This is a genomic window from Pseudomonas sp. F2, assembly GCF_057174385.1.
This window is the reverse complement of record NZ_CM169904.1, coordinates 4,506,862-4,530,897: the sequence shown is the minus strand read 5'-3', so window position 1 is coordinate 4,530,897 and position 24,036 is coordinate 4,506,862. Positions and strand designations below refer to the sequence as shown.

Annotated in this window: 23 protein-coding genes; 13 read left to right on the top strand and 10 right to left on the bottom strand. The window is 61.3% G+C overall.

What is annotated here, in order from left to right; translation table 11 throughout:
* Positions 1-92: 92 nt before the first annotated feature.
* From betC to AC193Q_RS20440, 3 genes are all read left to right on the top strand, one after another.
* The gene (betC, locus tag AC193Q_RS20450; protein ID WP_121182902.1) at positions 93-1,607 is read left to right on the top strand and encodes a choline-sulfatase; all 1,515 of its coding nucleotides are present in this window, start codon (positions 93-95) and stop codon (positions 1,605-1,607) included.
* A gap of 15 nt (positions 1,608-1,622) precedes the next feature.
* The gene (choX, locus tag AC193Q_RS20445; protein ID WP_121182900.1) at positions 1,623-2,543 is read left to right on the top strand and encodes a choline ABC transporter substrate-binding protein; all 921 of its coding nucleotides are present in this window, start codon (positions 1,623-1,625) and stop codon (positions 2,541-2,543) included.
* Between the two features lie 204 nt (positions 2,544-2,747).
* Positions 2,748-4,316, top strand: a complete 1,569-nt coding sequence (locus AC193Q_RS20440; protein WP_121182898.1) for a SulP family inorganic anion transporter — start codon at positions 2,748-2,750, stop codon at positions 4,314-4,316.
* A 125-nt stretch (positions 4,317-4,441) separates the two neighbouring features.
* Here the strand turns inward: AC193Q_RS20440 and aroE are convergent, their stop codons facing one another.
* Both aroE and hemF read right to left on the bottom strand, forming a co-directional pair.
* Entirely contained in the window at positions 4,442-5,263 is an 822-nt protein-coding gene (gene aroE / locus AC193Q_RS20435) for a shikimate dehydrogenase (protein ID WP_047297433.1), read from the bottom strand.
* Positions 5,264-5,272: 9 nt separating this feature from the next.
* Entirely contained in the window at positions 5,273-6,187 is a 915-nt protein-coding gene (hemF, locus tag AC193Q_RS20430; RefSeq protein WP_041073630.1) for an oxygen-dependent coproporphyrinogen oxidase, read from the bottom strand.
* A gap of 163 nt (positions 6,188-6,350) precedes the next feature.
* Between hemF and AC193Q_RS20425 the strand changes: the two genes are divergently transcribed.
* On the top strand, positions 6,351-7,328 hold the full coding sequence (locus tag AC193Q_RS20425) for an NADPH:quinone reductase (RefSeq protein WP_121182896.1): 978 nt from the start codon (positions 6,351-6,353) through the stop codon (positions 7,326-7,328).
* Between the two features lie 65 nt (positions 7,329-7,393).
* Here the strand turns inward: AC193Q_RS20425 and AC193Q_RS20420 are convergent, their stop codons facing one another.
* The 4 genes from AC193Q_RS20420 to AC193Q_RS20405 all read right to left on the bottom strand — a co-directional run bounded on the left by AC193Q_RS20420 (position 7,394) and on the right by AC193Q_RS20405 (position 11,127).
* Positions 7,394-8,068: a hypothetical protein gene (locus tag AC193Q_RS20420; RefSeq protein ID WP_121182894.1), complete on the bottom strand. Its 675-nt coding sequence runs from the start codon at positions 8,066-8,068 to the stop codon at positions 7,394-7,396.
* A 240-nt stretch (positions 8,069-8,308) separates the two neighbouring features.
* A complete protein-coding gene (gene tsaC, locus AC193Q_RS20415; protein ID WP_007962683.1) occupies positions 8,309-8,866 on the bottom strand; it encodes an L-threonylcarbamoyladenylate synthase type 1 TsaC in 558 nt (185 codons plus the stop codon).
* Between the two features lie 55 nt (positions 8,867-8,921).
* Positions 8,922-10,022: a DNA-processing protein DprA gene (dprA, locus tag AC193Q_RS20410; RefSeq protein WP_121182892.1), complete on the bottom strand. Its 1,101-nt coding sequence runs from the start codon at positions 10,020-10,022 to the stop codon at positions 8,922-8,924.
* A gap of 79 nt (positions 10,023-10,101) precedes the next feature.
* A complete protein-coding gene (locus AC193Q_RS20405) occupies positions 10,102-11,127 on the bottom strand; it encodes a LysM peptidoglycan-binding domain-containing protein (RefSeq protein ID WP_121182890.1) in 1,026 nt (341 codons plus the stop codon).
* Positions 11,128-11,286: 159 nt separating this feature from the next.
* Here AC193Q_RS20405 and def point away from each other — a divergent pair, with 159 nt between their 5' ends.
* The 5 genes from def to AC193Q_RS20380 all read left to right on the top strand — a co-directional run bounded on the left by def (position 11,287) and on the right by AC193Q_RS20380 (position 15,998).
* On the top strand, positions 11,287-11,793 hold the full coding sequence (gene def / locus AC193Q_RS20400) for a peptide deformylase (protein WP_027610272.1): 507 nt from the start codon (positions 11,287-11,289) through the stop codon (positions 11,791-11,793).
* 57 nt (positions 11,794-11,850) lie between these two features.
* On the top strand, positions 11,851-12,810 hold the full coding sequence (gene fmt, locus AC193Q_RS20395; protein ID WP_047297428.1) for a methionyl-tRNA formyltransferase: 960 nt from the start codon (positions 11,851-11,853) through the stop codon (positions 12,808-12,810).
* Complete coding sequence (gene rsmB / locus AC193Q_RS20390) at positions 12,807-14,117, top strand: 16S rRNA (cytosine(967)-C(5))-methyltransferase RsmB (protein ID WP_121182888.1); 1,311 nt, start codon at positions 12,807-12,809, stop codon at positions 14,115-14,117. The genes fmt and rsmB overlap by 4 nt, the downstream gene beginning before the upstream one ends.
* Before the next feature lie 22 nt (positions 14,118-14,139).
* Positions 14,140-15,516 (top strand): Trk system potassium transporter TrkA, encoded by a 1,377-nt coding sequence (gene trkA, locus AC193Q_RS20385; protein ID WP_003220233.1) that lies wholly within the window; start codon positions 14,140-14,142, stop codon positions 15,514-15,516.
* Between the two features lie 167 nt (positions 15,517-15,683).
* Positions 15,684-15,998 carry a tetratricopeptide repeat protein gene (locus tag AC193Q_RS20380; protein WP_007960748.1) on the top strand — a complete coding sequence of 105 codons (315 nt, stop codon included), beginning with the start codon at positions 15,684-15,686 and terminating at the stop codon, positions 15,996-15,998.
* Position 15,999: 1 nt separating this feature from the next.
* Here the strand turns inward: AC193Q_RS20380 and AC193Q_RS20375 are convergent, their stop codons facing one another.
* The 3 genes from AC193Q_RS20375 to AC193Q_RS20365 form a co-directional block, all read right to left on the bottom strand.
* Positions 16,000-16,239, bottom strand: a complete 240-nt coding sequence (locus AC193Q_RS20375; RefSeq protein ID WP_007960749.1) for a PilZ domain-containing protein — start codon at positions 16,237-16,239, stop codon at positions 16,000-16,002.
* A gap of 110 nt (positions 16,240-16,349) precedes the next feature.
* Positions 16,350-17,237, bottom strand: coding sequence for a lysophospholipid acyltransferase (locus AC193Q_RS20370; RefSeq protein ID WP_041073613.1), 888 nt, complete (start codon positions 17,235-17,237; stop codon positions 16,350-16,352).
* Positions 17,238-17,277: 40 nt separating this feature from the next.
* On the bottom strand, positions 17,278-17,835 hold the full coding sequence (locus AC193Q_RS20365) for a DNA-3-methyladenine glycosylase I (RefSeq protein ID WP_047297424.1): 558 nt from the start codon (positions 17,833-17,835) through the stop codon (positions 17,278-17,280).
* Positions 17,836-17,916: 81 nt separating this feature from the next.
* Here AC193Q_RS20365 and glyQ point away from each other — a divergent pair, with 81 nt between their 5' ends.
* The 4 genes from glyQ (at position 17,917) to AC193Q_RS20345 (ending at position 22,327) form a co-directional block, all read left to right on the top strand.
* On the top strand, positions 17,917-18,870 hold the full coding sequence (gene glyQ / locus AC193Q_RS20360; RefSeq protein WP_003187265.1) for a glycine--tRNA ligase subunit alpha: 954 nt from the start codon (positions 17,917-17,919) through the stop codon (positions 18,868-18,870).
* On the top strand, positions 18,867-20,921 hold the full coding sequence (gene glyS, locus AC193Q_RS20355; RefSeq protein ID WP_047297423.1) for a glycine--tRNA ligase subunit beta: 2,055 nt from the start codon (positions 18,867-18,869) through the stop codon (positions 20,919-20,921). Before glyQ ends, glyS begins: the two co-directional genes overlap by 4 nt.
* Positions 20,922-20,925: 4 nt before the next feature.
* Positions 20,926-21,465, top strand: a complete 540-nt coding sequence (gene gmhB, locus AC193Q_RS20350; RefSeq protein ID WP_183082868.1) for a D-glycero-beta-D-manno-heptose 1,7-bisphosphate 7-phosphatase — start codon at positions 20,926-20,928, stop codon at positions 21,463-21,465.
* An 82-nt stretch (positions 21,466-21,547) separates the two neighbouring features.
* Complete coding sequence (locus AC193Q_RS20345; protein ID WP_047297421.1) at positions 21,548-22,327, top strand: lysophospholipid acyltransferase family protein; 780 nt, start codon at positions 21,548-21,550, stop codon at positions 22,325-22,327.
* Positions 22,328-22,494: 167 nt separating this feature from the next.
* Here the strand turns inward: AC193Q_RS20345 and AC193Q_RS20340 are convergent, their stop codons facing one another.
* A complete protein-coding gene (locus AC193Q_RS20340; protein WP_121182884.1) occupies positions 22,495-24,027 on the bottom strand; it encodes an ATP-binding protein in 1,533 nt (510 codons plus the stop codon).
* Positions 24,028-24,036 lie beyond the last annotated feature (9 nt).

Genomic DNA, 24,036 nt, shown 5'->3' with positions numbered 1-24,036 from the left:
TGTCCGGGGCGGGCTTTACCCGACAGAGCATGGACTCCATGCTCGATCGCAGCAATGTCGCATAACTATTCACTATGGAATGCCGCGATCACATGAAGCGCAAGAACATTCTTTTCATCATGGCCGATCAAATGGCCGCGCCAATGTTGCCGATCTACGGCCCGTCGCCGATCAAACTGCCGAATCTTTCGCGCCTCGCCGCCCAGGGCGTGGTGTTCGATGCCGCTTACTGCAACAGCCCGTTGTGCGCGCCGTCGCGTTTTACCTTGGTCAGCGGCCAGCTGCCGAGCAAGATCGGCGCCTACGACAACGCCGCCGACTTTCCCGCTGACATTCCGACTTACGCCCACTACCTGCGCCGCCTCGGCTACCGCACCGCGCTGTCAGGCAAGATGCATTTCTGCGGCCCGGACCAATTGCACGGCTACGAAGAGCGTCTGACCAGCGACATCTACCCGGCCGACTACGGCTGGGCGGTGAACTGGGACGAACCGGACGTGCGCCCGAGCTGGTATCACAACATGTCGTCGGTATTGCAGGCCGGGCCGTGCGTGCGCACCAATCAGCTCGACTTCGACGAAGAGGTGGTGTTCAAGGCCCAGCAATACCTGTTCGACCACATTCGCGAGGACGGCGACCAACCGTTCTGCCTGACCGTGTCGATGACGCACCCACACGATCCATACACCATTCCCAAGGCGTTCTGGGATTTGTACGACGATGCGGATATCCCGCTTCCGACGACGCCTGATCAACATTCCCTCGATCCACATTCGCAACGCCTGCTCAAGGTCTACGACCTGTGGGACAAGCCACTGCCTGTGGATAAAATCCGCGATGCGCGGCGCGCATACTTTGGTGCTTGCAGCTATATCGATGCCAACGTCGGCAAACTCCTGAAAACCCTTGAAGATTGTGGGCTGATGGACGACACCGTCATCGTCTTCTCCGGCGACCATGGCGACATGCTGGGAGAAAAGGGCCTCTGGTACAAAATGCACTGGTTCGAGATGGCCGCTCGCGTGCCCCTGTTGATAAGTGCACCCGGTCAGTTCAAATCGGGCCGTGTCAGCTCGGCCGTCTCCACCGCCGACCTGTTGCCGACCTTCGTCGAACTGGCCGGCGGCAGCCTGGAACCGAATCTGCCGCTGGACGGCCGCTCCCTGGTGCCGCATCTGCAAGGGCAGGGCGGGCATGACGAAGTGTTCGGCGAATACATGGCCGAAGGTACGGTCAGCCCGCTGATGATGATCCGCCGCGGCGCCTACAAATTTATCTACAGCGAAAGCGACCCTTGCCTACTCTTCGATGTGCACAACGACCCGCGTGAACTCGAAGAACTCAGCCAGTCACCGCAACATCGCCAACTGTTCGACGATTTTCTCGCCGAAGCGCGGGCCAAATGGGACATGCCGGCCATTCACCGTGAGGTCCTCGCCAGCCAGCGCCGTCGTCGTTTTGTCGCCGATGCCCTGACCATCGGCAAGCTGAAGAGCTGGGACCACCAGCCGCTGGTGGACGCCAGTCAGCAGTACATGCGCAACCACATCGACCTCGACGATCTGGAACGCAAGGCTCGTTATCCACAACCCTGCCAAAACCAATAATGTAAGGGGAAGTCCATGCGCAAGTTATCCACAGTACTGACGATAGGCCTGCTGGCTCTGGGCAGCGCGTCGGCATTTGCCGAGCAAAGCTGCGAAACGGTGAAAATGGCCGACCCGGGTTGGAGTGACATCGCCGCGACCAACGCCATCACCGGGTTTCTGCTGGACGGCATGGGCTACAAGGCCAAGGTCGACACCCTCGCGGTACCGATCACCTTCGGCGGTCTGAAGGACGGCCAGGTGGATGTCTTTCTCGGCAACTGGATGCCGGCGCAGCAGGGCTTCTACGACAAGTTCGTCGCCACCGGTGACGTCACGCAACTGGCGAAGAACCTCGACGGCACCGAATTCACCCTGGCCGTCCCGGATTATGTGTGGGATGCCGGTGTGCATGACTTTGCCGACCTGAACCAATACGCGGACAAATTCGACAAGAAAATCTACGGCATCGGTTCCGGCGCGCCCGCGAACATTTCGCTGCAGGAAATCATCAAGAAAAACGACTTCAACCTTGGTCAGTGGAAGCTGATCGAATCCAGCGAACAAGCGATGCTCGCCGAAGTCTCGCGGGCCGTGAAGAAGCAGAAATTCGTCACCTTCCTCGGCTGGACCCCGCACCCGATGAACGTGCAGCTGAAGATGCATTACCTCAAGGGCGGCGAGAAGTATTTCGGCGACACCGGCAGCGTCTACACCCTGACGCGCAAGGGCTACGCCGAGGCTTGCCCGAACGTGGGCAAGTTGCTGACCAACCTGTCGTTCACTCAGGACATGGAGAACAGCATCATGGCCGAGGTGGTGAACAAGAAAGTCAGCAATGCCGATGCGGTGAAGGCATGGATCAAGGCCAATCCGGCGGTGCTGGACAAGTGGCTGGAGGGGGTGAAGACCGTCGATGGCAAGGATGCTTTGCCAGCGGTGAAGGCCAAACTCTGATCCAGTCCAACCCGCTTCTTGTAGTGAGGGGATTTATCCCCGATGGGCCGCAAAGCGGCCCTTAAATCTGAATTCACGGTATGTCAGATCTACCGCGACTAGTGGATTCAGGGCTGCTTCGCAGCCCATCGGGGATAAATCCCCTCACCACAATGACCGTACTGTCCTGTTAGGCTTTACCTGAAACCCCAACCGCGAGGACCCATGGCCCTGCCCAGTCGCCACTCACTTTTCCCCTTCCTGACCTGGCTGCCGCGGCAAACCCGCGCCAGTGTCGGCCGGGATCTGGTCGTTGGCCTCAGCGGCGCCATTCTCGCGCTACCGCAGTCGATCGCCTACGCGCTGATCGCCGGCCTGCCCCCGGAATACGGCCTCTACGCCGCGATCATCCCGGTGCTGATCGCCTGCCTGTGGGGTTCGTCGTGGCATCTGATTTGTGGCCCGACTGCAGCAATTTCGATTGTGCTGTATGCCAGCGTCAGTCCCTTGGCCGTGCCCGCGTCACAGGACTACATCACGCTGATCCTGTTGCTGACTTTCCTTGCGGGAATTTTTCAGTGGCTGCTGGGGTTGCTGCGCTTCGGCGCTTTGGTGAATTTTGTCTCGCATTCAGTGGTGCTCGGTTTCACCCTCGGCGCGGCAGTCGTGATTGCCATCGGCCAGTTACCCAATCTGCTGGGGCTGGACCTGCCGGCCAAAGCCACGGCGCTGGCCAGTCTGATGGATTTGTTGAACCACCTCAGGGCTGTGGATAAACCCTCTTTGCTGCTCGGCCTGGCCACCGTGGTGGTTGGCGTGGTGCTGAAACAACTGCTGCCACGCTGGCCGACGTTGTTGATTACGTTGGTGTTGGCCAGCCTGCTGGTGTGGCTGTGGCCATCAATGTTCGGCCATGTACATCGGGTCAGCGCCTTTGTCGGGCGCTTGCCGCCGTTCAGTGGCTTGCCACTGGATCTGGACCTGATCCTGCGCTTGCTGCCGAGCGCGGTGGCGGTGGGCATGCTCGGGCTGGTCACCAGCCTGTCGATTGCCCGTTCGATTGCCGCGCGTTCGCAGCAGTTGCTCGATGCCAATCAGGAAGTCCGCGCGCAGGGTTTGTCGAACATCGTCGGGGCGTTCTTTTCCGGATCGCTGTCAGCCGGCTCGTTCACCCGCTCGGGCCTGAGTTACGAAGCGGGTGCCTGCTCGCCGCTGGCCGGGGTGTTTTCGGCGATCTGGGTCGCGCTGTTCGCGATTTTCGGCGCCGGGCTGATTTCGCACATTCCCATTCCCGCCATGGCCGGGAGCATTCTGCTGATTGCCTGGGGTTTGGTGGATCATCGCGGGATCCGCTCATTGCTGCGGGTCAGCCGCGCCGAGTTCGTGGTCATGGCGCTGACCTGCCTCGCTACGCTGCTGCTGGAATTGCAGACAGCAATCTATGCCGGAGTGCTGGCGTCGCTGTTCTTCTACCTCAAGCGCACCTCGCAACCGCGAGTGCAGCATTGGCGCGAGGGTGAGGAGGACGTGCTGCGGGTTGGTGGCTCGATCTTCTTTGGCGCCAGCCATTACCTGCAAGTGCGCCTGCAACGGCTGCACGGCACGCGGGTGGTGATCGAAGCGCAGCAGATCAACTTCATCGATTACTCGGGAGTGGAAATGCTGCATCAGGAGGCGCGGCGCCTGCTGCGTCAGGATCGCAGCCTGACCCTGCGCCGGGCGCGGCCGCAGGTGGTGGAGGAATTGCGCAAGCTGGAAGGGCCGGAAAAATGCCCGATCCGGTTTGAGGACTGACCTGCCGGCCATACCAGACCTCTGTGGCGAGGGAGCTTGCTCCCGCTGGCGGCGCAGCAGCCCAAAGCCGGTTGCGGGCGCTTCGCACCCGAGCGGGAGCAAGCTTGCTCGCCACAAAGACTCTGTTATTGCGCCAACTGGCGGCGTAGCTCGGCCAATACCGGCGCCGTATCCGGGCGCACCCCGCGCCACAGGAAAAACGCCTCGGCAGCCTGTTCAGCCAACATCCCCAGACCATCCATCGACACCGCCGCGCCATGCTCGCTGGCCCAACGGCAGAACGCGGTCGGTTCCTTGCCGTACATCATGTCGTAGCACAGGGTCTGGCCCGGCTCGATCAAGCTTGCTGCAATCGGCGGCACGTCGCCGGTGAGGCTGGCGGAGGTGGCATTGATGATCACGTCCACCGGCTCCTGCAACCAGTCGAAACCACTGGCCGACACTGGCCCCAGATCACAGAACAACTCCGCCAGCAGCTCGGCTTTGTCCACCGTACGATTGGCGATGATCACCGACGCCGGTTTTTCCGCCAGCAACGGCTCCAGCGCGCCACGCACCGCGCCGCCGGCGCCGAGCAGCAGAATGCGCTTGCCGGTCAGGCTGAACCCGGCATTCACCGTCAAGTCACGGACCAGACCGGCGCCGTCGGTGTTGTCGCCCAGCAGCGAACCGTCGGCCAGTTTGCTCAACGTGTTCACCGCACCAGCGCGTTGTGCACGGGCGGTCAGGCTGTTCGCCAGACGATAGGCCTCTTCCTTGAACGGCACGGTGACGTTGGCGCCACGACCTTCCTGGAAGAACGCCGTGGCGCAGGCACTGAAGCCGTCCAGCGGCGCCAGCAGGGTGGTGTAGTCCAGGCGCTGCCCGGTCTGTTCGGCGAACAGTTTGTGAATCATCGGCGACTTGCTGTGGCCGATCGGGTTACCGAATACGACGTAACGATCCATCAACAGTCCTCAGGCCTGGGCCAACCAGTCGCGGTCTTGCAGGAAGTAGTCGGTCAGGCGCGCTTCCTCGCTGCCGGGCTCGGCTTTGAAGTCATAGGCCCAGCGCACTTGCGGCGGCAGCGACATGAGAATCGACTCGGTACGCCCGCCCGATTGCAGGCCGAACAGCGTGCCACGGTCGTAAACCAGGTTGAATTCGACGTAACGGCCACGGCGGAATTCCTGGAATTCACGCTGTTTGGCGCTGAACGCCTCGTGCTTGCGGCGCTGCACGATCGGCAGGTAAGCGTCGATGTAGGCGTCGCCGATGGCGCGCATGAAGGCAAAACTGGTGTCGAAGTCCCACTCGTTCAGGTCATCGAAAAACAGGCCGCCGATGCCGCGCGGTTCGTGCCGATGCTTGATGTGGAAGTAGGTGTCGCACCACGCCTTGTAACGCGGATAGACGTCCGCCCCGAACGGCGCGCAGGCTTGCTCGGCGACGCGGTGCCAGTGGATGCAGTCTTCTTCGTTGCCGTAATACGGGGTCAGGTCGAAGCCGCCGCCGAACCACCAGACGGGTTCTTCACCTTCCTTCTCGGCGATGAAAAAGCGCACGTTAGCGTGGGACGTTGGCACATGTGGATTGTGCGGGTGAATCACCAGCGACACGCCGAGGGCTTCGAAACCGCGACCGGCCAGTTCCGGACGATGGGCGCTGGCCGACGGCGGCAGACCGCTGCCGAACACGTGGGAAAAGTTGACGCCACCCTTTTCGATCACCGCACCGTTCTCGATCACGCGGGTGCGGCCGCCACCACCGGCAGGCCGGCTCCAGGCGTCTTCAACGAAGCGCGTACCGCCGTCCTCGGTTTCCAGCGCGGCGCAGATGCGGTCTTGCAGGTCGAGCAGATAGGCCTTTACGGCGTCGGTGCGGGTCGTCATGGCTTCACCTTGAATCGGGCATAACTACGCGCACGCCCCGCAGGCAGGGGGCGGCGCAAATGGGCGCGTAGCATAACACCGCAGGCAAGCGTGCCGCAGTTGACGAAGATCAAGCAGGGGAGTTGGATAGGGGGCTTACAAACGACCCAAGGAGAGCAGGCAGATGGCAAAGCGTATCCAGTTCCGTGCCCATGGCGGTCCCGAAGTGCTCGAGTATGTTGACTACCAGCCCGCCGCGCCCGGCCCGAATCAGGTCCGGGTGGCCAACAAGGCGATCGGCCTGAACTTCATCGACACCTATTACCGCAGCGGTCTGTATGCCCCGCCAGCCTTGCCGTCCGGTCTGGGTGCGGAAGGTGCCGGCATCGTCGATGCGGTGGGCAGCGACGTCACCCGGTTCAAGGTCGGCGACCGCGTCGCCTACGGCAGCGGCCCGTTGGGTGCCTACAGCGAGTTGCACACCCTGCCCGAAGCCAATCTGGTGAAGCTGCCGGACGAGATCAGCTTCGAGACCGCTGCCGGGGTCATGCTCAAGGGCCTCACCGTGCAGTATCTGCTGCGCCAGACCTATGAACTCAAGGGCGGCGAAACCATACTGTTCCACGCCGCTGCCGGGGGTGTCGGTTCGCTGGCCTGCCAATGGGCCAAGGCGCTGGGCGTGAAACTGATCGGTACGGTCAGCTCGAAGGAAAAAGCCGAACTGGCCAAGGCCAACGGCGCCTGGGCGACCATCGATTACAGCCACGAAAACGTGGCAGAGCGGGTGCTGGAGCTGACCAATGGCCAGAAAGTCCCGGTGGTGTACGACGGCGTCGGCAAGGACACCTGGCTGACCTCGCTCGACAGCGTCTCGCCGCGCGGACTGGTGGTGAGTTTCGGCAACGCCTCCGGTGCAGTGGACGGGGTCAATCTGGGGATTCTCGCGGCCAAGGGTTCGCTGTACGTGACCCGGCCAACCTTGGCGACCTACGCCAACAACGCCGAGAACCTGCAGCGCATGGCCGACGAACTGTTCGAGATGATCATCAGCGGTAAGCTCAAGGTTGACATCAGCCAGCGCTATCCACTGGCTGATGCGGCGAAGGCGCAGACCGAACTGTCGGCGCGACGCACCACCGGCTCGACCATCCTGCTGCCCTGATCCACCTTCGGCGGCTTGCCAGTCAGGGTTGCAACTTCCTGGCTGGCAACACCGTTCGAACGCGTTCAACACCTCGGCAGATGACACTCCTGCGGTTTCTGCACCAAATGGCCAACCGTCGCGTGATCCGGCGGTTGAACCGCCGCGAGGATTTGCCGCCATTCGGCTGACACCACCCAGTAATCGCCGCGTGCGCGCTGTTCGATGTGCAGCGCGTTGGAGGCGATCGGCATCAGCCCGAATCGCTGGTAAAAGCGCAACTGTTGCGATCTGCACAACGCGGTCACGCCCTTATAGCCGCGTTTGATGGCCCATTCGGTAGCGGCTGCCAACAGACCATTGACCGCGATCGGTAGCTGATGGGGTGTGTAGGAGATCAAGCGGCTGAATTCGACATGGCGCGACAGCGCCGCCGTGGGAGAAACGTGTTGCTGCGCCAGCGATACCCATTCGAACGGTGCCGGAGTCGCCCTCAATACCGCCAGCAGTTGATCGTGGCGATACAGCAGAAAGTGAGTACTGCGCGACTTTATCGCCAGTCTGGTTTCGAGCATCCGCGCCCGTGAAGTCAGCATGTAATGCTGCAGCCGAAGCCGAAATTGTCGATCGATAAACCGGTCGAACTCCTGAGTATCCGCCCCCGCCTCAAGCGTCACGATGCGACACCCGTCATGGTGACTCTTCAACGTCACCTGAAGCGCCCGCAGGTAATCCGTGAGTTGCAAATTCGTAGTGTCCATTCTTTCTCCGCAGACCTTAACTTATCGAAGTGTTTCAAGTGCAGGGAAAGGATGGTTGCTTTTGGCAATTCCGCCACGCCAGAAAATCTGATAATCAGGTGGGAAATATCAATGAATACGGACACTTGGCGACTTTTCCGACATGGAAAACAGCGTCATTGCAGGATGAATCGCAGGCACGCGTAGTCCTCCTCGCCAGTCAGGCGAGGAGGACTCATGGTTAAGGCTTTCGACGCAGGATCAGTCGGGACGAATGACCTTGCCGGTTGCCAGATCGCGGATCACGCTGGGGTTCTTGCGCCCCCCCAATTGGCCGCCGAGGATCAGATCGATCTGCCCACGGAAATACTGCTCGACGCGCAACCGCGTGCGCGCCGCCGGCCGCCCCTGCGGGTTGGCCGAAGTCGAGATCAACGGCCCGACCATCGAGCACAGATCGCGCACCTGCGGATGATCGCTGACCCGCAAAGCCACGGTGTCATGCACGCCCGTCACCCATTCCGGCAACAGGTTCTGATGCGGCACCAGCCAGGTGTTCGGCCCCGGCCAGGTGCTGGCCATACGGTCGATCCATTCTTGCGGGAAATCTTCGAACAGGAAGTCGAACTGACGGATATTGTCGGCGACCAGGATCAGGCCCTTGTCCACCGAACGGTTCTTGATCGCCAGCAGCCGATCCACTGCCTCTTCGTTCCACGGGTCGCAACCCAGCCCCCAGACGGCTTCGGTTGGATAGGCAATCACCGCCCCGGCGCGAATCTCTCGTGCGGCTTGTTGCACACGCCAACTGTTGACCATGAAAAAACTCTCCGCAAACAGGTTTTGCGCAGTTTACCGATCTTCCCTGTAAAACCTAGCGTGTCCTGGCCAGCCAGCGACCGTTTTCACACACCGCACGGCCGTCCATTTCCAGTTCGGTCAGCGCCGCCAGCACTTTGGGCAACGCCCAGCCACAGCTGTCGGCCAAAGCCTCACTGGTGTGCGGCGCTGCATGCAGCAAGGCAAGCAACGGGTGTCCGGCCTCCGGCATCTCTGTGGATAAAGGCAGCTGCTGCCAGCCGCGCAGGGCTTCGAGGATGTGTTCGATGGTTTCCACCAGCACCGCACCGTCGCGTATCAACTGGTGACAACCACGCGCGCCGGGGTGGTGAATCGAGCCAGGAATCGCATAGACCTCGCGACCCTGTTCCGCCGCCAGTCGCGCGGTGATCAGCGAACCGCTGGCGACACTGGCCTCGACCACCAGCACGCCAAGGGACAGACCGCTGATGATCCGGTTGCGTCGGGGAAAATTGCTCGCCGTCGGGCCGGCGTCCAGGGGAAACTCTGAAAGCACCGCGCTGCCGGAGGCGATCATTGCATCGGCAAGGCGTCGATTGCGCTGTGGATAAAATTTTTCCAGCCCCGTGCCAAGCACGCCGACGGTTTGTCCGCCGACGTCCAGCGCCGCTTGATGGGCCGCCGCATCGATACCCAGCGCCAGACCACTGCTGATGACAAAACCGGCCCCGGCCAGGCTACGGGAAAACGCTGCGGCGGTGTCCATGCCCGGACGTGAAGCGCGGCGACTGCCAACCATCGCCAGTTGCGGTTTTTCCAGAATCAGCGGATCGCCGGCCACAAACAACAGCGGTGGCGGGTCGGGAATCTGCGCCAGCAGCGCCGGGTAATCTGCTTGATCCCACATCAGCACATGCTGCTGCGGCTGCTCTAGCCAGCGCAACGCATGGCTCGCGCCATCACGCACTTCGCAACTGCGCCGAGCGTCACTGCACGCCGCCGGCAAACCCAGCGCACGCCAGGCACTGCCCGGCGCACTGATGGCTTTTGACGCCGAACCGAAGGCTTCAAGCAGCTTGGCAAAACGTTTCGGGCCGATTTCCGGCAAGCGGTGCAGGCGCAGACGCGCTTCCAGTTCCGCAGGGGAAATGGAGGTACTGGCAGACAGCATCATGGATCATCCTTGATCGTTATAAGTCCCGAACCATTCGGAACAAGCTGTGGATAACTCTGTTGGTAACTTGTTAAGCCTGCTAAGGATTTCGCACCTTGTCGAGCACCGCCAACGAGCGTGATGCGTTGAGTACGAGGCCGTAACTGAGCTTGTCGTAGGTGCGGAACACCATCAGCAGACCGGCCCGTTCGTCAGGAATTTTCAGCGGCTGGCCGGTGATCCGGTCACGCACGGTTTCCCCGGTTTTCATCACCACCAGCACATTGCCTTCGGCGAGGCCGTCGCGCCTGCCCTTGTTCAGGGTGACCACGTCCATTACGCCGATCTGCGTAACGCCGCGCGGCACGTCGATGATCAGTCCATTGATGTGGGTGCTCGGGGCGCTGGGCATGAAGGTCGAATTGACCGAGCGCTCTTCGCCGCTGAACAGGCGGTCGCCCAGACGCACTTCCTGAGTGGTGCGTTGCAGGGCGAGGGTGGCGACGTCGCCTTCGGTGGCGACGATTTCACCGCCACCGATATCGTCGGCGTTGATCCCCAGGAACTCCTTGGTCTGCGGGTCGGTATAGACCTTGCCCTGGCGGAAGATGCCGTACACCGGCTGATTCGGGTCGAAATGCCCGCGAGCGAAGATTCGGTCACCGGTGCCGCTCAATACGCGCTCGGCATCGCCGGCGACGATGTACGGCGCCTTGTCGAAGTCCTCGACCTTGTCGACGATGCGGTTGCTCAGCAGAAAGCTGTTGATCGATTTCAGCGGAATGCTCGGAATGGCCTCGGCCACCGGGCTGGTGCGGATGCGTGGCGACAGCTTGATGGTGCCCCGTGACTCGCCGCGCTTGAGGCTCAGTTGCGGCTGGCCGTTGACGTAACTGAGCGTCAGCGTGTCGCCGGGGTAGATCAGGTTGGGGTTTTCAATTTGCGGATTGGCCCGCCACAGCTGTGGCCATTGCCAGGGCTCGCGCAGGTATTTGCCGGAAATGTCCCAGAGGGTGTCTCCCGAAACCACCGTGTATTGCTGTGGAAAACCATCCCTGAGTTGCACTTGCCCTTGCGCAGCCGCGGCCGTAGCCAGAAGCAGCAGGGCGAGTAGTGTTTTCCTCATGCAGCGAATCCCTTTATCATGTGCGTTCGCGTGAACCGTCAGAGCCCCCGTGGCTCGCTACTGCAAATTGCATTAGCTACGCTTCACAACGGTAGCCTGCATCTTCGGACCTGCCAGGCCATCGACCCGACTTTACTCAATACGTGCAGCAATCAGCCTATGGCCATTTTAAACATCCTCGAATTCCCGGACCCGCGTCTGCGTACTATCGCCAAGCCTGTGGCTGTAGTGGACGACGAAGTGCGTCAGTTGGTCGATGACATGTTTGAAACAATGTATGAAGCGCCGGGCATCGGCCTCGCCGCGACCCAGGTCAACGTGCACAAACGTATCGTCGTGATGGACCTTTCCGAAGACCGCACCGAACCCCGGGTGTTCATCAACCCCGAGTTCGAATCGCTGACCGACGAGATGGATCAATACCAGGAAGGCTGCCTGTCGGTGCCGGGTTTCTACGAAAACGTCGACCGCCCGCAGAAGGTCAAAATCAAGGCACTGGACCGCGATGGCCAGCCTTACGAACTGATCGCCGAAGGCCTGCTCGCGGTGTGCATCCAGCACGAGTGCGACCACCTCAATGGCAAGTTGTTCGTCGATTACCTGTCCACGCTCAAACGCGACCGGATCAAGAAGAAACTGGAAAAGCTGCACCGCCAGAACGCTTGATGCCCCTCTTCAAAGGCTTGCTGCGGCAAGCCTTTTTCTTTTTATGAGACTCCTTTCATGACTGAGCCACTGCGCATCGTTTTTGCCGGCACCCCGGAATTCGCCGCCGAACATCTCAAGGCCCTGCTGAACAGCCCTTACGAGATCGTTGCGGTCTACACCCAACCGGATCGTCCGGCCGGTCGTGGGCAAAAACTGATGCCGAGCCCGGTTAAGCAGTTGGCGCAGGAAAATAATATCCAGGTGTTGCAGCCGCCGACCCTGCGCAACGCTGAGGCTCAGGCTGAACTCGCCGCACTGAAGCCGGACTTGATGGTGGTGGTCGCCTACGGCCTGATCCTGCCGCAAGCCGTGCTGGATATTCCGCGCCTGGGCTGCATCAACAGCCACGCTTCGCTGCTGCCACGCTGGCGCGGTGCGGCGCCGATCCAGCGCGCCGTGGAACACGGTGATGCCGAAAGCGGCGTAACCGTGATGCGTATGGAAGCGGGCCTCGACACCGGACCGATGCTGCTCAAGGTCGTGACCCCGATCAGCGCCAACGACACCGGCGGCACGCTGCACGACCGCCTCGCCGAAATGGGCCCGCCCGCCGTGGTCCAGGCGATTGCCGGTCTGGCTGCCGGAACCCTCGAAGGCGAAGTGCAGAACGACAAGCTCGCCACTTATGCCCACAAACTGAACAAAGATGAAGCGCGTCTCGACTGGAGTCGTCCGGCGCTTGAGCTGGAGCGTCTGGTGCGTGCTTTCAACCCATGGCCGATTACCCACAGCACCCTCAACGGCGAAGCGCTGAAGGTATTGGCCGCGACGCTGGCTGAGGGCAAAGGCGCACCGGGTGAAATCCTCAGCGCCAGCAAGGACGGCCTGATCGTCGCCTGCGGTGAGCAGGCACTGTGCCTGACCCGCCTGCAACTGCCCGGCGGCAAGGCGCTGAACTTCGCCGATCTGTTCAACAGCCGCCGCGAGAAATTTGCCGTTGGCACTGTGTTGGGTGCTGCGGTGGACGCGCAATGAACCCGCGTCTGGCCGCCGCCAAGGCACTCGCCGCCGTGCTCAGTGGCAAGGCGTCGTTGAACAGCTCCCTGCCAACGCAAATGGACAAGGTCGAAGACCGCGATCGCGGTTTCACCCAGGATCTGGCGTTCGGCACTGCGCGCTGGCAGCCACGGCTGTCGGCACTGGCGGAAAAGCTTTTGCAGAAGCCGTTCAAGGCTGCCGACGCCGATGTCGAGGCGCTGCTACTGGTCGGTCTCTATCAATTGCTCTACACCCGCGTGCCGCCGCACGCGGCGATCGGCGAAACCGTCGGTTGCGCCGACAAGCTGAAAAAGCCGTGGGCCAAGGGATTGCTCAACGCCGTGCTGCGCAACGCCCAGCGCGAAAGCGAGACGATTTTCGCGGAACTTGAGCGCGACCCGGTGGTGCGCACCGCCCACCCGCGCTGGCTGCAAAAATCCCTGAAAGCCTTCTGGCCAGAACAGTGGGAAGCGATCTGCGCCGCGAACAACGCGCATCCGCCGATGATCCTCCGGGTCAACCGCCGGCATCACAGCCGCGACGCCTATCTCGGCATGCTCAGCGACGCTGGCATCGCTGCCACGCCGTGTGTTTACAGCCGCGACGGCATCGTCCTCGAAGCCGCCACCGACGTGCGCAGCCTGCCGGGTTTTGCCGCAGGCTGGATCAGCGTGCAGGACGAAGCCGCGCAACTGGCCGCCGATCTGCTCGATCTGGCGCCGGGCCAACGGGTGCTCGACGCCTGCTGCGCCCCCGGTGGCAAAACCTGCCACATCCTCGAAGCCGAACCGGCGCTGGCCGGTGTGGTGGCCGTGGATCTGGAAGCCAAACGTCTGGTGCGCGTAAAGGAGAACCTTGATCGGCTGGGCCTGAGCGCCGAACTGATCGCCGCTGACGGACGCGATACCGCAGCATGGTGGGACGGCAAGCCGTTCCAGCGCATCCTGCTCGACGCGCCGTGCTCGGCCACCGGCGTGATCCGCCGCCATCCGGACATCAAGCTGACCCGTCAGGCCGACGACATCGCCGCCCTCGCGCAACTGCAAGGCGAGCTGCTCGACACCCTGTGGAAAACCCTCGAAGTCGGCGGCATTTTGCTCTACGCCACGTGCTCGACCTTGCCAACCGAGAACACCGACGTCATCGCCGCGTTTCTCGAGCGCACGCCGGGTGCCCGCGAACTGGATCTGGCGACCACCGCCGGGATCAAACAGCCCCACGGTCGCCAACTGCTGGCCCAGCAGGGCGGGCATGACGGGTTCTACTACGCCAAGCTGATCAAGATCGCTGCCGCGCGCGGCTAAACGGATTCAACGGAGTGACTGGATGAAAATCATCATCCTCGGCGCGGGGCAGGTCGGCGGTTCGCTGGCCGAACACCTGGCGAGCGAAGCCAACGACATCACCGTGGTCGACACCGACGGCGAACGCCTGCGCGACCTCGGCGACCGTCTCGACATCCGCACCATTCAGGGCCGCGGCTCGCTGCCGTCGGTATTGCGCCAGGCCGGCGCCGACGATGCCGATATGCTCGTGGCGGTGACCAACAGCGACGAAACCAACATGGTCGCCTGTCAGGTCGCGCACACGCTGTTCCACACCCCGACCAAGATCGCCCGGGTGCGCGAAGCGTCCTACCTCAATCGCGAAGAACAGCTGTTCCAGAATGAAGCGATTCCGGTCGACGTGCTGATCAGCCCCGAGCAGGTGGTGACCAACTACATCAAGCGTCTGATCCAGCATCCGGGCGCGCTGCAAGTGATCGATTTCGCCGAAGGCCAGGCGCAACTGGTGGCGGTGCGCGCCTATTACGGCGGACCGCTGGTGGGTCAACAACTGCGCCAGTTGCGCGAGCACATGCCGAATGTGGAGACGCGGGTCGCGGCGATTTTCCGCCGTGACCGGCCGATCCTGCCGCAGGGCGATACGGTGATCGAGGCCGACGACGAAGTTTTCTTCATCGCCGCCCGTGAGAATATTCGCGCGGTGATGAGCGAAATGCGCCGTCTCGACGAAACCTACAAGCGCATCGTGATTGCCGGTGGCGGGCAGATTGGCGAGCGTCTGGCCGAGGCCATCGAAAGCCGCTATCAGGTAAAGATCATCGAGATGAACCCGGCACGCTGCCGCTATCTCTCCGACACCCTCGACAGCACCGTGGTGTTGCAGGGCAGCGCCTCGGACCGTGATCTGCTGCTGGAAGAGAACATTGCCGACGCCGACATCTTCCTCGCGCTGACCAACGATGACGAAGCCAACATCATGTCGTCGCTGCTGGCCAAACGGCTGGGGGCAAAGAAGGTGATGACGATCATCAACAACCCGGCGTACGTCGACCTGATCCAGGGCGGCGACATCGACATCGCCATCAGTCCGCAACTGGCGACCATCGGCACTTTGCTCGCTCACGTACGGCGTGGCGATATCGTCAGCGTGCACTCACTGCGTCGGGGTGCGGCGGAAGCCATCGAGGCGATTGCCCACGGCGATGCGAAGTCGAGCAAGGTCATCGGCCGGCCGATCGAGAAAATCGGCCTGCCGCCGGGCAGCACGATTGGCGCGATCATCCGCAACGAAGAAGTGATCATCGCCCACGACGATACGGTGATCGAAACGGGTGACCATGTGATTCTGTTCCTTGTGGATAAAAAGCATATCCGCGATGTGGAGAAGCTGTTTCATGTGGGGCTGAGCTTCTTCTGATCCTGAATGAGCGGTGCCTTCATTGGCCCCATCGCTGGCAAGCCAGCTCCCACAGGTTTTTCGGTTGTTCACACATGTGATGTGCACCCGAGATCCTTGTGGGAGCTGGCTTGCCAGCGATGGCGGCACCGCAGATCTTTCTGACGCACTAGAAAAGGACTCCACCCATGCTCGAATCCCTGGAAAAAATGCTCGCCAAGGGTGTGGATAACTCATTGCTGCGCTTCGGCCTGGGCAAGGGTTATCTGGATCTGGGGGAGAACGCCAAGGCTGCCGAACATTTTCAGCGCTGCGTCGGCTTCGATCCGAAGTACTCGGCGGCGTGGAAGTTATTGGGTAAGGCCCAGCTTGCACTGGGCGAGCACGCCGCCGCGCGGCAGGCGTGGGAGCAGGGTCTGGAAGCTGCCCGCGCCCATGGCGACAAGCAGGCGGAGAAGGAAATGACCGTGTTTCTGAAGAAGCTCGACCGCCAGGCGCAATAAGCTAGAGATAGCGCAGGCCAATGCCCTCGGCATCCACCGTCACCACTTCCATTCGCACCCGTGGCGCGCCGGTGGGCAAATCCTGCACCTGGCCATAAACCACCGCACCCTTGGGCAATGACGCCAGACGCGGATGCTGCACATACACGCCGGTGGCCGACAGATTGCGCGTCTGGCCCAGACATTCACCGAAGCTGTCGTGGGTGATCTTGATGCGGAAGGATTTGCGTTGTTCGGACATCTTTATGCGCCCTTGAATGAACGGGGTTGTGGATAAGCCGCGGAAGCAAGATCAAAAGATCGCAGCCTGCGGCAGCTCCTGCAGGTTATCCACAGAGTGTGCCAACTTGGTCAGTACCAGCGCGCTTCGCCCGGTGGACGTTTTTTGAAGCGCTTCATGCTCCACATGTATTGGCTTGGATACGCGGCAACGTAGCGTTCAACGACTTTGCTCATCGCTGCACAGGACTCCTCGGTATCGGTGCTGTACATGGCTTCCGGCGCCGCCTCGAGGATCACTTTGTAGCCGGAACCGTCCGGCAGACGCAGGGCGTGCAGGAACACGCCGACCGCTTTGCCGCCGGCGAGCATGTTCGGCACGAATTTGCTGGTCAGCGCCTGGGTGGCGAAGAACGGCACGAAAATCCCGGCGGATTCGGCCGGTTCCGGGTCAGCCGGAATGCCCACTGCACCACCTTTGCGCACTTCCTTGATGACGCTGAGGATGCCTTCCTTGGTGGAGGCAGCGACCTTGTTGCCCAGCTGCACGCGTTGCTTGCGCAGTAATTCATCCACCGCCTTGAGCTTCGGCGGGCGGTAGAAAATGATCGGTTTGCACTGGCTGCAATAGAAGTGGTTGAGCACTTCCCAGTTGCCCAGGTGGCTGGTGATGCCGACCACGCCTTTGCCCGAGGCCAGCGCCTCCTTGAGGATGTCGAGGCCTTCGACTTCGCGTACCAGATCGATTGAACGCTGGGCCGGCCAGATCCAGGCGCAGGCGCTTTCGGTCAGGGATTTGCCGATGTCTTTCAGGCTCTGGCCGACCAGACGCTCACGTTCGGCCGGATCCATCTGTGGAAAACATTTGGAAAGGTTGATCCGCACCACGTCGCGGGAACGGTTGGGGGTTTTCCACATGATCCAGCCGATCGCCGAACCCACGGCCTGCACGGCCCGCCATGGCAGCAGGGCAAACAGCCGCAGAGCGCCTACCAGCAAGGCGCCTTTAAACTTTTCCACAGGTCACTCCTGATCTTGTGCTGTGCGCGAGGCGGCCATTCTAACCGCCGTTGACCAACTGCGCGTAGCGGTCGCAGTCCTGAGTGTGATCCATGACCATGCCCGAGGCCTGCATCAACGCGTAGCAAATGGTCGGGCCGACGAAGGTGAAACCGGCCTTTTTCAGGGCCTTGCTCATTGCCAGCGCTTCGGCCGTGATCGCCGGGACTTCGCTGCGATCCTTGAAATGATTGATGATCGGGCGATCGCCGACAAACGACCAGAGAAACGCCACCGGGTCTTCCAGCGCCAGCCAGGCCTGGGCATTGCGCCGGGCGGCATTGAGTTTGAGACGGTTGCGGATGATCCCCGGATCGAGCATCAATTCAGCGATTTCGGCGTCGCTCATCTGCGCCACACGCTGCACATCGAAGCCGTACAACACCTCGCGGTAGCGCTCGCGTTTGCGCAACACGGTGATCCACGACAGCCCGGCCTGGAACCCTTCGAGCAAAAGCAACTCGAACAAACCCTGCGCATCGCGTAGCGGCGTGCCCCACTCCTGATCGTGATAAGCCATGTACAGCGGATCTTCGGTACACCAAAAGCAGCGTGGCATAAGGCTCCAGGGGGTGGAGGTGCGACTGAATCGGGTATACTCCCGCTCTTTAAATCGCAGCCCAAGAAACAGGTGAATTTCGTGAGCCAGCCTACGCCAGCCGTGCGTACCTTCCAAGACTTGATCCTCGCGCTCCAGCAATACTGGGCCGAGCAAGGTTGTGTGGTACTTCAGCCCTACGATATGGAAGTAGGCGCCGGCACTTTCCACACCGCGACCTTCCTGCGCGCCATCGGCCCGGAAACCTGGAACGCCGCGTACGTGCAGCCAAGCCGCCGCCCGACTGACGGCCGCTACGGGGAAAACCCGAACCGTCTGCAGCACTACTATCAGTTCCAGGTGGTGCTGAAGCCGAACCCGGACAATTTCCAGGAACTGTACCTGGGCTCGCTCAAGCATGTCGGCCTGGACCCGCTGGTCCACGACATTCGCTTCGTCGAAGATAACTGGGAATCGCCGACCCTCGGCGCCTGGGGTCTGGGCTGGGAAGTCTGGCTCAACGGCATGGAAGTGACTCAGTTCACTTACTTCCAGCAGGCTGGCGGCATCGAGTGCTACCCGGTGACCGGCGAGATCACTTACGGTCTGGAACGTCTGGCCATGTACCTGCAGGGCGTGGATTCGGTCTACGACCTGGTCTGGGCTGACGGTCCGTTCGGCAAAGTGACCTACGGCGACGTGTTCCACCAGAACGAAGTGGAGCAGTCCACCTACAACTTCGAACACGCCAACGTCGACAAACTGTTCGAACTGTTCGACTTCTATGAAAGCGAAGCCAAGCGCCTGATCGAACTCGACCAGCCGCTGCCGTTGCCAAGCTACGAAATGGTCCTGAAGGCCTCGCACACCTTCAACCTGCTGGATGCGCGCCGGGCGATCTCGGTGACCGCGCGTCAGCAATACATTCTGCGCGTTCGCACCCTGGCGCGTTCCGTTGCGCAAGCCTACCTGCTGGCGCGCGCCAAGCTGGGCTTCCCGATGGCGACCCCGGACCTGCGTGACGAAGTACTGGCCAAGCTGGAGGCTGCACAATGAGTGCTCAAGATTTTCTGGTTGAACTGGGCACTGAAGAACTGCCGCCAAAAGCCCTGAACACCCTGGCTGAAGCGTTCCTCGCCGGTATCGACAAGGGCCTGCAAGCTGCCGGCCTGAGCTACGAAAGCAAAACCGTCTACGCTGCGCCGCGTCGCCTGGCCGTGCTGATCACCGCGCTGGCCACCCAGCAGCCGGATCGCAGCATCAACCTCGACGGCCCGCCACGTCAGGCCGCCTTCGACGCTGAAGGCAACCCGACTCAGGCCGCCCTGGGCTTTGCCAAGAAGTGCGGCGTCGAGCTGAGCGAAATCGACCAGAGCGGTCCGAAACTGCGCTACAGCCAGAACATCGCCGGCAAGCCGACCGCGAGCCTGCTGCCGACCATCGTCGAAGATTCGCTGAACGACCTGCCGATCCCGAAACGCATGCGTTGGGGTGCGCGCAAGGAAGAGTTCGTGCGTCCGACCCAATGGCTGGTGATGCTGCTCGGTGACCAGGTCATCGACTGCACCATCCTTGCGCAGAAAGCGGGCCGCGACTCCCGTGGTCACCGTTTCCACCATCCACAAAACGTGCGCATCGGCTCGCCGTCGAGCTACCTGGCCGACCTGCGTGCCGCTTATGTATTGGCCGACGCCAACGAGCGTCGCGAGATCATCAGCAAGCGCACCGAAGAACTGGCGACCCGTCAGGAAGGCACTGCAATCGTGCCGCCGGCGCTGCTCGACGAAGTGACCGCGCTGGTTGAATGGCCGGTGCCGCTGGTGTGCTCGTTCGAGGAACGTTTCCTCGACGTGCCGCAGGAAGCACTGATCACCACCATGCAGGACAACCAGAAGTACTTCTGCCTGCTGGATGCCGAGGGCAAGTTGCTGCCGCGTTTCATCACCGTGGCCAACATCGAAAGCAAAGACCCGCAGCAGATCATCGCCGGTAACGAGAAAGTGGTTCGCCCACGTCTGACCGACGCCGAGTTCTTCTTCAAGCAAGACAAGAAGCAGAAACTCGAAGAGTTCAACCTGCGCCTGCAGAACGTGGTGTTCCAGGAAAAACTCGGCAGCGTCTACGACAAGGCCGAGCGCGTTTCAAAACTCGCGGCGTACATTGCCGCGCGCATCGGCGGCAACGCTTCGTGGGCGGCCCGTGCCGGCTTGCTGTCGAAATGCGACCTGGCCACCGAAATGGTCGGCGAGTTCCCGGAGATGCAAGGTGTCGCCGGTTACTACTACGCGCTCAATGACGGCGAGCCGGAAGATGTCGCGCTGGCGCTGAACGAGCAGTACATGCCACGCGGTGCCGGTGCTGAACTGCCGGCCACCCTGACCGGTGCCGCTGTCGCTATCGCCGACAAACTCGACACGCTGGTCGGTATCTTCGGTATCGGCATGCTGCCAACCGGCAGCAAAGACCCGTATGCCCTGCGCCGGGCGGCGCTGGGTGTGCTGCGCATCCTGATCGAGAAACAACTGGATCTGGACTTGAACGACGCCGTGGCCTTCGCCGTGACTGCGTTCGGCGCCAAGGTCAAGGCTGCCGGTCTGGCCGATTCGGTGCTGGAGTTCATCTTCGACCGTCTGCGTGCGCGTTACGAAGACGAAGGCGTGGATGTCGCCACCTACCTGTCGGTGCGTGCCCTGAAGCCGGGTTCGGCGCTGGACTTCGACCAGCGTGTGCAAGCGGTGCAGGCTTTCCGCAAGCTGCCGGAAGCGGCGGCGCTGGCGGCGGTCAACAAGCGTGTATCGAACCTGTTGAGCAAAGTCGAAGGCTCGGTGCCGACCGTGGTCGAGGCCAAATACTTCGACAACGCCAACGAGTTCTCGCTGTATTCGGCGATCCAGCAAGCGGATCAGGCGGTGCAGCCAATGGCCGCAGCGCGTCAGTACAACGAATCGCTGGCGCGTCTGGCGGCATTGCGCGAGCCGGTGGATGCGTTCTTCGACGCCGTCATGGTCAATGCCGAAGACGCCAAGGTCCGGGCCAACCGCTACGCGCTGCTGGCGCGCCTGCGTGGTCTGTTCCTCGGGGTTGCCGACATTTCGCTGCTGGGTTGAGGGACTGCTGTTGAAACTGCTGATTCTCGATCGGGACGGTGTGATCAATTACGACTCCGATGCTTACATCAAGTCGGTGGAAGAGTGGATTCCGTTGCCCGGTTCGATCGCAGCGATTGCGCAGTTGAGCAAGGCCGGCTGGACGGTGGCGGTCGCCACCAACCAGTCGGGCATTGCTCGCGGCTACTACGACCTCGCCACCCTCGACGCCATGCACGCGCGCTTGCGCGCGCTGGTAGCGGAGCAGGGCGGTGAAGTCGGGCTGATCGTGTATTGCCCGCACGGGCCGGACGAAGGTTGCGACTGTCGCAAGCCGAAACCGGGGATGTTGAAAACCATCGCGGCGCATTACGACGTGGCGCTGACGAATGTCTGGTTCGTTGGCGATAGCCTTGGTGACCTGGAGGCCGCCAAAGCCGTCGATTCACAGCCCGTTTTGGTAAAGACCGGGAAAGGCGAAAAAACTCTGGGCAAGACCCTTCCGGTCGGCACCCTGATTTTTGACGATCTGGCGGCGATTGCCGCAGAACTTATCCACAACTAGAGTGCTTCTGAAGTTCCTGACCAGGGATTGATCGGGAGTGCGCTTGAACAGTCGGGCAGTGCCCGTAACGGTAAACGTCGCCATGTCGATACTGCAGGCCATCAGAATTTTTCTCTTTTACCTGCTGCTGGGCACTACTGCCTTGCTGTGGTGCAGCCTGAGCTTTTTTATCGCGCCCTTTCTGCCGTTCAAGGCGCGATATCGTTTTATCAACGTGTACTGGTGCCGTTGCGCCTTGTGGTTGACCCAGGTGTTTCTCGGCATTCGTTACGAAATCAAAGGCGCGGAAAACGTGCCGGACCGGCCCTGTGTGATTCAGTCGAACCACCAGAGCACCTGGGAGACGTTCTTTCTCTCCGCTTATTTCTCGCCCTTGAGCCAGGTGCTCAAGCGTGAATTGCTGTACGTGCCGTTCTTCGGCTGGGCCATGGCCATGCTGCGGCCGATCGCGATTGACCGCGACAACCCGAAAGCCGCACTCAAGCAAGTCGCAGCCAAAGGCGATGAGCTGCTCAAGGACAACGTCTGGGTATTGATCTTCCCGGAAGGCACCCGCGTTCCCCACGGCACTATTGGCAAGTTCTCGCGCAGTGGCAGCGCCTTGGCGGTGAATGCGGCGCTTCCGGTCCTGCCGATTGCACACAATGCCGGCAAGTTCTGGCCGAAAATCGGCTGGGGCAAGAAGCCGGGTGTGATCACCGTGGTCATCGGTCAGCCGATGTACGCCGAAGGCACTGGACCTCGCGCCATTGCCGATCTGAACGACCGGGTACAGGCCTGGAATGAACAGACTCAGCGCGAAATGGGTTCGCTGCCACCGGCGCCGCAGGCACCTGCCGCGAATGATCAGGTAGCTGTCTGAGATTTGTGGATAACCTGTGTACGGTTTTGTAGAAAAAGCCTGAATATTGAAATTAACTTGTTGATTTACTTATATATTTCTCAAGCTCATAAAACACCGTAAAAGGTGCATAAGTTTTTTTCGGAAGTAAAGAAACCGGCTGATATAGCCGGTTTTTTTGTGCCTGTTCACTCGGCCATCAACGGTAGCTGCAGCCGGAACGTAGTGCCTTCATCGACGATGCTATGGCACTCGATGCGACCGCCATGATGATCGATCACTGCCTTGACCATCGACAGCCCCAGACCGACGCCATCAATTCCCTGCGCCGATGAAAACCGTCGGTATTGAGTGAACAGATCCGGCAGTTCCCCGGCGGCAATGCCTTTGCCCTGATCGGTCAATTCACAGCACAGCCACTCGCCTTGGCAACTGACGCCCAACCGGATAGTGGTGCCTGCCGGGCTGTACTTGATGGCGTTTTCCAACAGGTTGAACAAGGCCCGGGTCAACAGGCCTTGATCCGCGCTGATCAGGCGTTCCTGGGATTGCTCATCCATTGCGTGCAACAGTTTGATGCTTTTCTGCTGGGCAATGGGCAGCGCCTGATCCAGCACGTCCAGCACCAGCATCGCGAACAGACTGGGTTGAAACTGGTAAGCCTCGGATTCCGCACGGGCCAGCAACACGAAACCATCGGTCAATTCCAGCGCGCGGCGTACCTGGCGTTCGATCTGTTCGAACAGCGGTGAGTCCGCTCCGGCTTGATGGCGATGCACATCGAGCAGGGCCAAAATCGCTGAATGTGGGGCGCGCAGGTCGTGAGAAAGAAACCGCAACAAGACCCCACGCTGTTCTTCGGCGGCGCGTTCGGCACTCAGGTCGGTGAGGCTCAGCAGCCAGCCGATGGGGGTATCGCCATCCACCGGCAGCAAAGCCGCGCGCTCCAGACGCAGGCTGCGTTCCTTGTGATCGCGAAACTCCAGCAGCGCCAGGCCGGACAGCGCCGGGCGTGGTTCTGTGGACAACTCCGGGTAACCGAGGCGGGCCAGTTGCTCGACAACGTCGTCACCGACCAGTGGGTCATCGAACAATACGCGGGCCTTGCGATTACCCAGCAGGATCTGTCCCTTGGGATCGCTGATCAGCGTCGCCACCGGCAGGTACTCCAGACCGTCGGCAATGAAGCGCCGGGTATCGCGCGTGCGGCTCATGGCTTGCTCCAGTGCCATGATCTGGCCCTGCAGTTGGTCAGCGCTGGTGAATTGCGCGCGGCGTCGTTCCGGGAATACTTTCGGCTCGCGATCCAGCCGTGCCAGCTCCCAGCCAAAGTACGTCAGCACCACGCTCAGGCGCCGCCAGTTCCAGACCAGGTAGCCGAACAATATGCCAAGCGCTGCCGGCGTTGGTGACCACCAGTGTCGAACTTCCGCCAGTGCGGCGCTGGTGAGCAGCACACCCGCCACCCCGCCCAGCGTTACCCAGATCGCCCAGCGCGGACGCCACGGCAGCAAACCGAGGACAACCGCCACCCATCCCACGGAAAGCAACGCGCTCCAAACCGCTGACGTATCGTGCAGATTAATCTGCGCGCGATACGACAACAGGGCAGTCAGTGGCAACAGCACTAGACTTATCCACAACCACTCACGCCCCAATCGCCGAAACAGGCGCTGCACCTGACTGGGCTCGCGGCTTTCACGCCGACGCGGGCTATTCATGACAAACAG

Excerpts from the sequence above, each read along its gene's own strand:
- betC (WP_121182902.1), top strand. The coding sequence starts at position 93 with ATGAAGCGCAAGAACATTCTTTTCATCATGGCCGATCAAATGGCCGCG.
- choX (WP_121182900.1), top strand. The coding sequence starts at position 1,623 with ATGCGCAAGTTATCCACAGTACTGACGATAGGCCTGCTGGCTCTGGGC.
- AC193Q_RS20440 (WP_121182898.1), top strand. The coding sequence starts at position 2,748 with ATGGCCCTGCCCAGTCGCCACTCACTTTTCCCCTTCCTGACCTGGCTG.
- aroE (WP_047297433.1), bottom strand. The coding sequence starts at position 5,263 with ATGGATCGTTACGTCGTATTCGGTAACCCGATCGGCCACAGCAAGTCG.
- hemF (WP_041073630.1), bottom strand. The coding sequence starts at position 6,187 with ATGACGACCCGCACCGACGCCGTAAAGGCCTATCTGCTCGACCTGCAA.
- AC193Q_RS20425 (WP_121182896.1), top strand. The coding sequence starts at position 6,351 with ATGGCAAAGCGTATCCAGTTCCGTGCCCATGGCGGTCCCGAAGTGCTC.
- AC193Q_RS20420 (WP_121182894.1), bottom strand. The coding sequence starts at position 8,068 with ATGGACACTACGAATTTGCAACTCACGGATTACCTGCGGGCGCTTCAG.
- tsaC (WP_007962683.1), bottom strand. The coding sequence starts at position 8,866 with ATGGTCAACAGTTGGCGTGTGCAACAAGCCGCACGAGAGATTCGCGCC.
- dprA (WP_121182892.1), bottom strand. The coding sequence starts at position 10,022 with ATGATGCTGTCTGCCAGTACCTCCATTTCCCCTGCGGAACTGGAAGCG.
- AC193Q_RS20405 (WP_121182890.1), bottom strand. The coding sequence starts at position 11,127 with ATGAGGAAAACACTACTCGCCCTGCTGCTTCTGGCTACGGCCGCGGCT.
- def (WP_027610272.1), top strand. The coding sequence starts at position 11,287 with ATGGCCATTTTAAACATCCTCGAATTCCCGGACCCGCGTCTGCGTACT.
- fmt (WP_047297428.1), top strand. The coding sequence starts at position 11,851 with ATGACTGAGCCACTGCGCATCGTTTTTGCCGGCACCCCGGAATTCGCC.
- rsmB (WP_121182888.1), top strand. The coding sequence starts at position 12,807 with ATGAACCCGCGTCTGGCCGCCGCCAAGGCACTCGCCGCCGTGCTCAGT.
- trkA (WP_003220233.1), top strand. The coding sequence starts at position 14,140 with ATGAAAATCATCATCCTCGGCGCGGGGCAGGTCGGCGGTTCGCTGGCC.
- AC193Q_RS20380 (WP_007960748.1), top strand. The coding sequence starts at position 15,684 with ATGCTCGAATCCCTGGAAAAAATGCTCGCCAAGGGTGTGGATAACTCA.
- AC193Q_RS20375 (WP_007960749.1), bottom strand. The coding sequence starts at position 16,239 with ATGTCCGAACAACGCAAATCCTTCCGCATCAAGATCACCCACGACAGC.
- AC193Q_RS20365 (WP_047297424.1), bottom strand. The coding sequence starts at position 17,835 with ATGCCACGCTGCTTTTGGTGTACCGAAGATCCGCTGTACATGGCTTAT.
- glyS (WP_047297423.1), top strand. The coding sequence starts at position 18,867 with ATGAGTGCTCAAGATTTTCTGGTTGAACTGGGCACTGAAGAACTGCCG.
- AC193Q_RS20345 (WP_047297421.1), top strand. The coding sequence starts at position 21,548 with ATGTCGATACTGCAGGCCATCAGAATTTTTCTCTTTTACCTGCTGCTG.
- AC193Q_RS20340 (WP_121182884.1), bottom strand. The coding sequence starts at position 24,027 with ATGAATAGCCCGCGTCGGCGTGAAAGCCGCGAGCCCAGTCAGGTGCAG.